Annotated in this window: 12 protein-coding genes and 1 tRNA gene; 6 read left to right on the top strand and 7 right to left on the bottom strand. The window is 40.5% G+C overall.

Going from position 1 to position 11,188, the window contains the following annotated elements; all coding sequences use genetic code 11:
• Positions 1–279 precede the first annotated feature (279 nt).
• The 6 genes from rplI to ACTS4L_RS04730 all read right to left on the bottom strand — a co-directional run bounded on the left by rplI (position 280) and on the right by ACTS4L_RS04730 (position 2,712).
• On the bottom strand, positions 280–726 hold the full coding sequence (gene rplI, locus ACTS4L_RS04755; protein WP_440615835.1) for a 50S ribosomal protein L9: 447 nt from the start codon (positions 724–726) through the stop codon (positions 280–282).
• A 25-nt stretch (positions 727–751) separates the two neighbouring features.
• Complete coding sequence (rpsR, locus tag ACTS4L_RS04750) at positions 752–979, bottom strand: 30S ribosomal protein S18 (RefSeq protein WP_117002186.1); 228 nt, start codon at positions 977–979, stop codon at positions 752–754.
• 11 nt (positions 980–990) lie between these two features.
• Positions 991–1,350, bottom strand: coding sequence for a 30S ribosomal protein S6 (gene rpsF / locus ACTS4L_RS04745; RefSeq protein WP_440615836.1), 360 nt, complete (start codon positions 1,348–1,350; stop codon positions 991–993).
• Between the two features lie 170 nt (positions 1,351–1,520).
• Positions 1,521–1,596: transfer RNA gene (locus tag ACTS4L_RS04740), tRNA-Val, on the bottom strand.
• 79 nt (positions 1,597–1,675) lie between these two features.
• On the bottom strand, positions 1,676–1,888 hold the full coding sequence (rpoZ, locus tag ACTS4L_RS04735; protein WP_117002188.1) for a DNA-directed RNA polymerase subunit omega: 213 nt from the start codon (positions 1,886–1,888) through the stop codon (positions 1,676–1,678).
• A gap of 236 nt (positions 1,889–2,124) precedes the next feature.
• Positions 2,125–2,712, bottom strand: coding sequence for a superoxide dismutase (locus ACTS4L_RS04730; RefSeq protein WP_440615837.1), 588 nt, complete (start codon positions 2,710–2,712; stop codon positions 2,125–2,127).
• A gap of 110 nt (positions 2,713–2,822) precedes the next feature.
• Between ACTS4L_RS04730 and grxD the strand changes: the two genes are divergently transcribed.
• The 3 genes from grxD (at position 2,823) to mnmA (ending at position 6,200) form a co-directional block, all read left to right on the top strand.
• A complete protein-coding gene (gene grxD / locus ACTS4L_RS04725; protein ID WP_440615838.1) occupies positions 2,823–3,161 on the top strand; it encodes a Grx4 family monothiol glutaredoxin in 339 nt (112 codons plus the stop codon).
• Positions 3,162–3,450: 289 nt separating this feature from the next.
• Positions 3,451–4,608, top strand: a complete 1,158-nt coding sequence (gene metK / locus ACTS4L_RS04720; protein WP_440615839.1) for a methionine adenosyltransferase — start codon at positions 3,451–3,453, stop codon at positions 4,606–4,608.
• Positions 4,609–5,126: 518 nt separating this feature from the next.
• Complete coding sequence (gene mnmA / locus ACTS4L_RS04715; protein ID WP_440615840.1) at positions 5,127–6,200, top strand: tRNA 2-thiouridine(34) synthase MnmA; 1,074 nt, start codon at positions 5,127–5,129, stop codon at positions 6,198–6,200.
• Between the two features lie 40 nt (positions 6,201–6,240).
• On the opposite strand, the gene ACTS4L_RS04710 is transcribed toward mnmA, so the two are convergent.
• Positions 6,241–8,109: a cation:proton antiporter gene (locus ACTS4L_RS04710; RefSeq protein WP_440615842.1), complete on the bottom strand. Its 1,869-nt coding sequence runs from the start codon at positions 8,107–8,109 to the stop codon at positions 6,241–6,243.
• A 170-nt stretch (positions 8,110–8,279) separates the two neighbouring features.
• Between ACTS4L_RS04710 and lgt the strand changes: the two genes are divergently transcribed.
• From lgt to serA, 3 genes are read left to right on the top strand one after another with little or no spacing between them, the layout of a single operon-like run.
• Positions 8,280–9,116, top strand: a complete 837-nt coding sequence (gene lgt / locus ACTS4L_RS04705; protein WP_440615843.1) for a prolipoprotein diacylglyceryl transferase — start codon at positions 8,280–8,282, stop codon at positions 9,114–9,116.
• Positions 9,100–9,933 (top strand): thymidylate synthase, encoded by an 834-nt coding sequence (locus tag ACTS4L_RS04700; RefSeq protein ID WP_440615844.1) that lies wholly within the window; start codon positions 9,100–9,102, stop codon positions 9,931–9,933. Before lgt ends, ACTS4L_RS04700 begins: the two co-directional genes overlap by 17 nt.
• Positions 9,933–11,183, top strand: coding sequence for a phosphoglycerate dehydrogenase (gene serA, locus ACTS4L_RS04695; protein WP_440615845.1), 1,251 nt, complete (start codon positions 9,933–9,935; stop codon positions 11,181–11,183). Before ACTS4L_RS04700 ends, serA begins: the two co-directional genes overlap by 1 nt.
• Positions 11,184–11,188 lie beyond the last annotated feature (5 nt).

Raw genomic sequence — 11,188 nt, 5'->3', positions numbered from 1 at the left:
AATACAAATGAAATTCAAAAGAGAAACTTGCGTCGTTTATCACATAAACTATCAATGACAAGGGTAACGCAGCCGAGTAAACACTCTCCAAAAAAACAAAAAAGCCGCAAAATATGCGGCTTAGCAATAATGCAAAAATAAGTTGAGCTTCAATTATACCCCTCACCCGTGCAGCTTAAGCTGCACGACCTCTCCCACAAGGGGAGAGGTATTAGCTGACGCAACCTATTATTGATTCATTACTTAAAGTGTAATCGTAGTTAGTGAATAATTAGGAAATTATTCAGCGATAACGACCAATTTGATATCAGCATCAACATCTGAGTGTAAATGAACTGATAACTCATATTCACCCAATGAACGGATGATACCTTCTGGCATACGTACGTGACGTTTTTCAACCTCAACACCCGCTACCGCGATAACATCAGCAACTTCTTTCGTACCAACAGAACCAAATAGTTTACCACCATCACCAGCAGCTGCTTTGATTGTGAATACTTGACCTGAGATTTTCTCAGCTTTTGCTTTAGCCGTTGTTAAACGCTCAGCTTCTAATTTTTGTAATTCTGCTTTTTGCTTTTCAAAAGCAGCAATGTTTGCTTCAGTTGCTTGAACTGCTTTGCCATAAGGCACTAAGTAGTTACGCGCATAACCTGACTTCACATTTACAACACTACCTAGCGTACCTAGGTTTTCTACTTTTTCTTTTAAAATAACTTGCATTGTCAAAGACCTCTAAACTTAAAGACTAGTTAAAGTGACGATCACAGTAAGGGATCAACGCTAAAAATCTTGCTCTTTTGATTGCATTAGCAAGTTGACGTTGATATTTAGTCGATGTACCTGTGATTCGACTTGGAACGATTTTGCCAGTTTCAGTGACATAACCTTTCAATGTATTTAAATCTTTGTAGTCGATCTCTTTAACGCCTTCAACGGTAAAACGACATACTTTACGACGACGATTTGGACGCATTTTTCCTCTCCTTACTCAGCCGCTTGGCTTGTTTCTTTAACTTCTTTTTTCTCATCTTTTGCCATCATGATTGATGGTTCAGTGATTGCTTCATTTTGGTTAAGTACTAAACGACGTAAAATCGCATCATTATATCTGAATGATTCATTTAACTCGTTCAACGCTTCAGTATCACACTCAATATTCATCAAAATGTAATGCGCCTTGTGAAGCTTAGCGATTGGATAAGCAAGTTGACGACGTCCCCAGTCTTCCAAGCGGTGAATTTTTCCGCCTCTAGACTCAACGATTTCACGGTATTTTTGTAACATGTTTGGCAACTGATCGCTTTGATCAGGGTGCACCATGAACACGATTTCATAATGTTTCATAATTTTACTCCTTTCGGTTTATCGTATCTACTCTCGATAAGCTATTGCGCGCCTAATTTAAGGGCAACAGCAAAGAGCCGCGCTATTGTCACAGATAGCAGCTTAAAACTCAAGCACTATTATGTGACACAAACAAAAAAGGCTCCCAATTGGAAGCCTTTTCAAATCTCTGGTGGGTGCTGAGGGGTTCGAACCCCCGACCCTCGCCTTGTAAGGGCGATGCTCTCCCAGCTGAGCTAAGCACCCGAGAACGAGATGAGATTATAGGGTTAAAAAATTCAAAGTCAACGCCTAAAATCAATATTTTTTATTTTTGTTAATCTTTTTAATATTCCTGTTCAGCACGGATTTCTACTTTGTTTATTTTGCCATCAGCAATCTCACGCAAAGCAACAACGGTTGTCTTATCATTATCCCAGTCGACACGTGGCTCTTGTCCACTTAGACTCAAGAAACGCGCTCTTTTTGAGGCCAAAACAATTAATTCAAAGCGACTATCAATTTTCTCTAAACAGTCTTCTACTGTTACACGTGCCATACATATTCTCCAAAGTTCAAAAGCCGTCCAATTCTATAGAACTTTTCTGATTTTGCCAAGAAATGCTTAAGCATAAATTAATAGCACCATCCTTGAGAAGAATTAATAACCATCGATGGCAGCTTAAGCTGAGCGAGTTAGAGATAATTGAAGCTCAGCTTATTTTTTGCGTTATTACTTAAGGTAATGGCATTAGCATGTGAAGTACTTTTGAGCGCCTAGCTTAAACTACACAATTAGCTTGCAAACTGCTTAGCAACGAAGTCCCAATTAATAATACTCCAGAACTCTTCAACATATTTTGGACGCGCATTACGATAATCAATATAGTAAGCATGCTCCCATACATCACAGGTTAAAAGTGGTGTGTGACCTTCGGTTAATGGACATGCCGCATTACCAGTGCTTACTAGCTCAAGCTCACCTTGTTTAGTTTTCACAAGCCACGCCCAGCCAGAACCAAAAGTAGTTACAGCTGTTTTACTAAACGCTTCTTTAAAGGCATCAAAGCTGCCAAACTTTTTCTCAATTGCTTGCAATAACGCGCCTTCGGGTTTTGCTTTAGCATTCGGTGTTAGGCAGTTCCAATAAAACGTGTGATTCCAGATTTGTGCTGCATTATTAAACACTCCACCTTTTGAGGTCAAAATGACGTCTTCTAATGATTTACCGGCAAAAGATTTAAATTCATCTGTTTTTAATAAGTTATTTAAGTTAGTGACATACGCCTGATGATGCTTGCCATAATGGTATTCAATCGTCTCTTCAGAGATCACGGGTGCTAAGGCATTTTTAGGGTATGGTAACTGTGGTAATTCAAACATTTCTTGCTCCTTGTTGGTTGACCAAAATTTAGAAATTGATATATGATGTCCGCGCAATATAATACTAATCCTGTATCTTTTCAAGTTAAGACAATAATAAGGAAACAATAATGCATACAAACCATAATTTTGATGAAGAAAAAGTAATCGAAACAATAAAATCACAAATTGCTGATAACAGCATCCTACTTTACATGAAAGGCACTCCTAAAATGCCACAATGCGGCTTCTCAGCACATACGGTTGCTGCCATTCAAGCCTGTGGCAAGCCTTTTGCTTTTGTTAACATTTTGGAGAATCCTGAGATTCGTGCCACCTTACCTAAATACGCCAACTGGCCAACTTTCCCACAACTGTATGTCAATGGTGAATTAATTGGCGGCTGCGATATTGTGCTTGAACTACATGAAAATGGTGAGTTACAGGAAATCATTAATCAAGCTAATTAATAATGCACACATAAGTTGAGTTTCAATTCCCCCTCACCCGCACAGCTTAAGCTGCACGACCTCTCCCACAAGGGGAGAGGTATTAGTTGGCGCAACTGATTCTTGATTCATTACTAAATAGTTTGACAGCACATTTTGTTAGCATTAGCATAACATCCTGTCATTACACTGTCGCTGATTTAAAAACAACTTGCGGGCGACATAAAACAACACCGCTAAAGCGTTTCTATAGACTTTTCCTCTAGAAGCCTTTTAGCTTGTACACAACAAACATAAAAGGAAAAATATCATGGCAAATGATTTTTTATTTACCTCTGAGTCTGTTTCTGAAGGACACCCAGATAAGATTGCCGATCAAATTTCTGATGCAGTTTTAGATGCTATTTTAATTCAAGATAAAAACGCACGAGTTGCTTGTGAGACCCTAGTCAAAACAGGCATGGCACTTGTTGCCGGCGAGATTACCACCTCAGCGTGGGTTGATATTGAAGAAATCGTCAGAAATGTCGTAATTGATATTGGTTATGACAAAGATAACTTAGGTTTTGACGGCAACTGTTGCGCGGTAATCAACGCTATTGGTAAACAGTCCCCTGAAATTGCCCAAGGTGTTGATCGCTCCAACCCCTTAGATCAAGGCGCTGGAGACCAAGGTTTGATGTTTGGCTTTGCCACCAATGAAACCCCAACACTAATGCCCGCCGCCATTTATTACTCACATAAACTCATGCAGAGCCAAGCGTTTTTACGCAAAAATAAAACACTCTCATGGTTACGCCCTGACGCTAAATCACAAGTCACATTGCGTTATGTCGATGGTAAGCCTGTTGCCGTTGATACAGTAGTCATTTCGACTCAACACGCGCCTGAAATTCCACAAAAAGTAATTGAAGAAGCAGTAATTGAAGAAATCATTCTACCGGTTTTACCGAAAGAATGGATAACAGATAAAACCAAATACTTTGTTAATCCGACAGGTAAATTTGTTATTGGCGGGCCTGTTGGCGATTGCGGTTTAACGGGACGCAAGATTATCGTCGACACCTATGGCGGAGCAGCACATCACGGCGGTGGAGCATTCTCCGGCAAAGACCCATCCAAGGTTGATCGCTCTGCTGCCTACATGGGTAGATACATCGCTAAGAACATCGTTGCTAGTGGTCTAGCGGATAAATGTGAAATTCAAGTTTCTTATGCTATTGGTGTTGCTAACCCAACATCAATTATGGTTAACACCTTTGGCACAGGTAAATTGGATGATGATATTATTGAGAAGCTCGTTCTTGAACACTTTGATTTACGCCCTTATGCCATTACACATCAACTTGATTTACTGCGTCCGATTTATCAAAAAACAGCCGCCTATGGTCATTTTGGTCGCGAAGATGCTGATTTCACTTGGGAGAAAACAGATAAGGCAGCTGTTTTGGCACAAGCCTTGAGTTAAATCCATACCCCATCTACTTTACCGTATAAGCGCTGGCTGAGCTTAGTTAAAGCCTTTGCTAGATATTATTTGAAGAAGTCACCCACTTCAACGATTGCTCAGTGCATCGCTTCGACTGACGCTCAAGGTACGCTTGACAACGTTGGCTGAGCGTTAGTCGAAGCCTTTATTGTTTTACCACTCTCTTTAAAATTACTTTATCGCTCCCTTCGACTTCGCTCAGGGTACGATAGACAGGGAGCAGTGGATATTCTTTTCGTTAATATCCCTATTTTGTTTTTTTATTACTCATTTCAATTAGCTTATGTTTTAATCTCCATCAGGTTTGCGTGGGGGCGCAATGCATGGGTGTAAGATGAGCTAATCATTAACACTCATGCACCAGTTTCAATCACTGTTAGTGAATCTTTCTCCGTGTTGAATTAAAGCAAACATTTACCAAGAGAGAAGTTATTTTTTGCAAATTTTTATAAATCACGGCACAATAGACGCATTATTTTTTGATCATTTTAGAGCTTATGTCACAGAAAATTATTGTTGGCGTCTCCGGTGGTGTCGACTCATCCGTTGCCGCCTTATTACTCAAAGAGCAAGGTTTTAATGTCATCGGTGTTTTTATGAAAAACTGGGAAGAGGATGACAATGACAAGTTTTGCTCTGCAGAAGAAGATATCAAAGATGCGCAAAGTATTTGTCAAAGCATTGGCATTGAGTTTAATAAAATTAACTTCGCAGCAGAGTATTGGGATCACGTCTTTGAATATTTCCTAGAGGAATACAAAGCCGGACGCACGCCAAACCCTGATATTCTATGCAACAAAGAAATTAAATTTAAAGCCTTCTTAGACTATGCCAAACATCTGGGTGGTACGCATATTGCCACAGGGCACTACGCCAGAAAAAGAACACTGCCAAATGGCGAGCATCAATTGTTAAAAGGCTTAGATCACAACAAGGATCAGTCCTATTTTCTCTACACTTTAGGGCAGCAACAATTACATTATGCATTATTCCCAATCGGTGAACTTGAGAAACCAAAGGTTCGCGCGCTTGCTCAAGCACATGACCTTATCACACATAACAAAAAAGACAGCACGGGTATCTGCTTTATTGGTGAGCGTAAATTCAAGGCTTTTTTGAACCAATATTTACCTGCGCAACCAGGGGAGATTCATGATGAAAACGGTATTGTCATCGGCAAACATGATGGCTTGATGTATTACACTATCGGTCAACGTCAAGGTTTGGGCATTGGCGGGGTTAAAAATCGCCCCGAAATTCCATGGTTTGCCGCACAAAAAGACCTTGAAAATAATGTATTAATTGCCGTTCAAGGTCATAACCACCCATTACTATTAAGACAAAGCTTAACTGCGGTTAAATTACATTGGGTCAAAGGGCACCCGCCAGCTGATCGCTTTAGATGCACTGCCAAGGCACGCTATCGCCAAGCAGATCAAGCATGTCAGGTCATGGTAACTAAAGACCAAGTAGAAGTTATATTTGACCAACCACAACGCGCGATTACACCGGGGCAATCGATCGTATTTTATGATGGTGAAGTTTGTTTAGGTGGCGGTGTTATTCAATAACAACAACCTGCTATACAATAATGAACATAGGGTTTTATTATTACTCTTCATCATTTTCAACAACCCAATTCTCAGGCGGCATCAGGTAAATCACACGCCAACCTGCTTCAGGAGCATATTGACTATCAGGGGATACTACATGAATTTGTGATTTTTTGTTGATATAAAACAGTGGAATCGCCTGTTGATTGAGAGACAAAAACTGCTCCCAACTAAACTCATTACTAATGGTTGTCGTTTTGACTTGCCCACCTTGCTTGATGATACTTCTTAATGTTTGATATGACAGGTCTTTACTAAACAAACGCTTGGCATACTTTTTAGTAAGATACGTTAACTTAGAGTTCGCTTTATTCTGAGCTGTTGGTAAGACAAATACAGAAGCACGCCCATCAAACTCGCGATAATACTTCACAGCTGCCAATGTATTCATTTGCTCACTGGAAGAACAGCCGAGCATTCGCCCAATGCCTACCAGATTCAAATGCCAATCGGCATGCTCTGATACCGAACTGCCATAATAACAGGTCAAACCCTGCAAACGGCACGCCTGAACACTACGCCAACTGGTATCAGCAAGCACAACATGCACATCATTATTGTGAAGCTCCTTAGCAATGTTTCTGGCTAAAGTGTTACCACCAATGACTAAAAATCCGCGTGGCTCAGGAGCCGATGCATGTAATACTTTTGCCAAAAATGGTGCAGTGAGACTCTGAATAATCACCGTGCCTAAAATAATCATAAAGACAATAAGAACGAGTAATTCACCTTCTTGCGGCAAACCCAAGTTCTCAATGACTTTTATGGAAAACAACGCAGCTACGGCAGCGGCAACGATCCCGCGGGGTGCGATCCACCCTACCATCACACGCTCACGCCAATTAAGCTCACTGCCCAAAGTTGAGAAGCCTGCAGCAATTGGTCTGACGATCAATTGCAGTATCAGCACCAATACAATGGCCTTCCACCATACGGCTTCTAAGTACTCAAAACTAACATTCGCACCTAAAATAATAAATAAACTTGATATTAAGATCAGGCTTAAAGACTCTTTAAAATCAAGAATTTCCTCAATATGCGCATTAGGCATATTACCGACAATAATGCCCATAATGGTGACAATTAAAAGCCCGCCACCTTCAACAACATGCTCAGCAATTACAAAGCTAGTAATCACAAATGACAGGACAAACATGTTATTTAAATAGCTTGGCACCCACTGCTTTTTAAGTACCGTACCCAATAAAAACCCAGCAACCAATCCACCAATTCCACCGACGATAAACACCAATAAAATATGTACGGTGATATGCCAAAAAGCATTATATTGCGAAGCAGTGATCGTGGTAAAGACAATCACAGCCAACAACGCACCAATTGGATCGACTAACATTCCTTCCCAACGAATGATGTTAGCAAGCTTCTCCGTTGGGCGCACACTACGCAAAATCGGCACAACAACAGTAGGTCCACTGACTGAAGAGATCGCGCCAATAAGCGCTGCAACTTTCCAAGAAATATCAAAGATATAATGCACTAGAAAGGCCGTTAAAACCGCGGTAATTAAAAGCCCAATAGTGACAATATTTCTAACGGTTCCACCCAAACCTTTGATCTCTCTGAATTTCAAGCTCATACAGCCTTCAAAAAGGATGATTGCCACACAAATTGAAACAATCGGATAGAGCATACCATTAAATACAAGTTCAGGATTTAAAAATTGATAATGATTCCCAAGAACTAATTGACTTACAGGTCCTAATAAAATCCCGACAATCAATAAAAATAAAATTGCCGGCAGACGCAGACGCCACGCCAACCATTGACAAGCGAATCCCAATAATAAAATAACCATTAACACAATAGGGATATAGGTTGCTGAGGCAAAAAAATTACTAACTTCCACGTAGGTCGTCTTCCTTGTTGATTTAATTCTAAATAATTGTAGCAAACAACTTGATAAGCGAAAGTGTTTTTTCACTGTCTTTGTTTATAAGATTTTATTGGCGCTAAACGCTATAAAATCTTACCTGATCTCGCTATAATATGCCTACTTTTGATCTATTAATAAGACAAATGCTTATCTACCCAAACATTGACCCAGTTGCTTTATCACTTGGTCCGATAAAAGTGCACTGGTATGGCATCATGTATTTAGTCGGCTTCGCTGGTGCGTGGTTTCTATCAACGCTTCGCTGCAAGAAATGCTACAGCCCAATTACCAAAGCACAAGTTTCTGATATGATTTTTTACGCAGCCCTAGGGGTGATCCTTGGCGGGCGTACTGGCTATATGCTGTTTTATGATTTTAATAACTTCATTCATGCACCTTGGATTATCTTCAAAGTTTGGGATGGCGGTATGGCATTTCATGGTGGCTTAATCGGTGTAATTCTTGCTATTTCATTATTTTGCCGCAAGTATAAATGCAATGTTTTTGATATCTTAGACTTTATCGCGCCGATGGTACCGATTGGTTTGGGTGCGGGACGCTTGGGTAACTTTATCAATGGTGAGTTATGGGGACGTGTTACTGACTCATCGATTGGCATGGTGTTTCCTAATGGTGGGCCGCTGCCACGTTACCCTTCACAACTTTTAGAGTTTGCGCTTGAGGGCGTTATATTATTCTTGATCTTGTGGTTTATCTCCAGAAAACAACGTCCACGCTTATTTGTTTCTGCAAACTTCTTATTATGGTATGGTTTATTTAGATTTATCGCTGAGTTTTTCCGCCAACCGGATCCACAAATGGGCTACATGCTTTTTAACTGGATGACCATGGGACAACTGCTTTCGACACCAATGGTTGTTGTAGGCTTGATTATTTTGTTATATATCACTACACAGAGAACGCAAAAAACACAAGAAGCAGAAGAAAAGACGAAGGATAACAATGCAGCAATACCTTAATTTCTTGCGCCACATCAAGGAACATGGCGTCACCAAGGCTGACCGCACCGGCACTGGCACACAAAGTGTCTTTGGCTATCAAATGCGTTTTGATTTAACAGAAGGCTTCCCATTAGTTACGACTAAGAAAATTCATATTAAAAGTGTCATTCATGAATTATTATGGTTCTTAAAGGGTGATACTAATAATAATTATCTAGCCGAACACGGGGTGCGTATCTGGAACGACTGGGCGCTTGAGGATGGTGATTTGGGCCCTATTTATGGCAAACAATGGCGCAGTTGGCAAACACCTGATGGTGAAGTGATTGATCAAATCGAAGAAGCCATCAACTTAATTAAAACTCGTCCTGATTCAAGACGAATCATCGTTAATAGTTGGAATCCTAGTGTTTTGCCCGATGAATCGATCTCACCACAAGACAATGTCAAAATGGGCAAAGCGGCATTACCCCCTTGTCACACGCTATTTCAATTTTATGTTGCTGATGGTAGGTTATCCTGCATGCTCACCCAACGCTCAGCCGATGCATTTTTAGGTGTGCCTTTTAATATCGCCTCTTATGCGCTGTTAACGCATATAGTCGCCAAAGAGTGTGATCTTGAGGTCGGTGAATTTATTTGGTCAGGAGGTGATTGTCATATTTATAGCAATCATCACGCGCAAATTGATGAACAGCTAACACGCACCCCACTGCCGTTGCCAACGTTACATATCAAACGTAAGGCTCCGACAGTTTTTGATTATCAATTCGATGACTTTGAGATCGTTAATTATCAATGTCACCCAGCCATTAAAGCACAGGTAGCTGTCTAATGAACGAACAAGAAAAACAAACCACCTCTCTTGATCGCAGTGCGATTAAAGTGCTATTACTTGAAGGTGTACACGCCCAAGCGCATAACGCTTTTATCAAAGCGGGCTATAGCAATATCACTTCACTGACGCACGCATTGGATGATGACGCCCTGATTGAAGCTTTACAAAATGTTAAGATCGTTGGCGTGCGTTCACGCACACAATTAACCGACAAAGTATTAAAGGCTTGTCCTCATTTAATTGCCATTGGTTGCTTTTGCATTGGCACCAATCAGGTGAATTTAACAACTGCCCAAAGCCTTGGCATCCCCGTTTTTAATGCGCCTTTTTCTAATACACGTAGTGTGGCTGAGCTTGTCATTGGTCAGATGATTTTGCTCTATCGCAATGTTGTTGACAAAAATATGCAGATGCATCGCCAAAATTGGATAAAATCGGCCAGTGGCGCACATGAAGTACGTGGCAAAACACTAGGTATTATTGGCTATGGTCATATAGGCTCTCAAGTCAGTGTGTTAGCGGAAAGCTTAGGTCTTAAGGTGTTTTTTCACGATATTGAAAATAAACTCCCCCTTGGCAATGCCACCGCCAGTGTTAACTTAGAGGTATTATTAAACAAATCAGATATTATTACTTTGCACGTGCCAGACACACCAGCTACTAAAAATATGATTACTGCCAAAGAGCTTATGCTCATGAAAAAAGGCAGTGTATTGATCAATGCCTCACGCGGTAGCGTTATTGATATCCAAGCCTTAGCACAAGCAATTAAAATCAAACATCTAAAAGGTGCGGCAATTGATGTTTTCCCAAAAGAACCATCAAGTAATGATGAAGTTTTTGAAAGCGCGCTTATAGGGCTTGATAATGTATTTTTAACACCACATATTGGTGGCAGTACCTTAGAAGCACAACAAAACATTGCCGTTGAAGTGGCTGATAAGCTCATTAAATATAGCGACAATGGCTCCACCATCTCAGCCGTGAATTTTCCAGAACTTTCTCTACCAACACAGGATAATGTTCATAGAATCTTGCATATCCATGAAAATAAGCCTGGGATGATGCGCGCGATTAACCGTGTTTTCTTTGATCATAACATCAACGTCGAAGGTCAGTTTTTGCGAACCCTTGCTAATATTGGCTATGTTGTTATTGACATTGATAGTAGTGAAGAAACCTCACGCGCCTTACTGCAAAAGCTTAAAGCCATTGATGGCACGATTCGCTCACGCGTTTTATTCTAGAATCC

This window comes from Cysteiniphilum sp. 19S12-1 (assembly GCF_052030685.1).
GTDB lineage: Bacteria > Pseudomonadota > Gammaproteobacteria > Francisellales > Francisellaceae > Caedibacter.
Note: the sequence above shows the minus strand (reverse complement) of the source record. Positions and strands in the feature narration are given on the sequence as shown.

What these genes read in the sequence shown, in the direction of transcription:
- rpoZ (WP_117002188.1), bottom strand. Translation starts at nt 1,888, where the DNA reads ATGGCACGTGTAACAGTAGAAGACTGTTTAGAGAAAATTGATAGTCGC.
- serA (WP_440615845.1), top strand. Translation starts at nt 9,933, where the DNA reads ATGAACGAACAAGAAAAACAAACCACCTCTCTTGATCGCAGTGCGATT.
- grxD (WP_440615838.1), top strand. Translation starts at nt 2,823, where the DNA reads ATGCATACAAACCATAATTTTGATGAAGAAAAAGTAATCGAAACAATA.
- ACTS4L_RS04730 (WP_440615837.1), bottom strand. Translation starts at nt 2,712, where the DNA reads ATGTTTGAATTACCACAGTTACCATACCCTAAAAATGCCTTAGCACCC.
- ACTS4L_RS04700 (WP_440615844.1), top strand. Translation starts at nt 9,100, where the DNA reads ATGCAGCAATACCTTAATTTCTTGCGCCACATCAAGGAACATGGCGTC.
- mnmA (WP_440615840.1), top strand. Translation starts at nt 5,127, where the DNA reads ATGTCACAGAAAATTATTGTTGGCGTCTCCGGTGGTGTCGACTCATCC.
- lgt (WP_440615843.1), top strand. Translation starts at nt 8,280, where the DNA reads ATGCTTATCTACCCAAACATTGACCCAGTTGCTTTATCACTTGGTCCG.
- rpsR (WP_117002186.1), bottom strand. Translation starts at nt 979, where the DNA reads ATGCGTCCAAATCGTCGTCGTAAAGTATGTCGTTTTACCGTTGAAGGC.
- metK (WP_440615839.1), top strand. Translation starts at nt 3,451, where the DNA reads ATGGCAAATGATTTTTTATTTACCTCTGAGTCTGTTTCTGAAGGACAC.
- rpsF (WP_440615836.1), bottom strand. Translation starts at nt 1,350, where the DNA reads ATGAAACATTATGAAATCGTGTTCATGGTGCACCCTGATCAAAGCGAT.
- rplI (WP_440615835.1), bottom strand. Translation starts at nt 726, where the DNA reads ATGCAAGTTATTTTAAAAGAAAAAGTAGAAAACCTAGGTACGCTAGGT.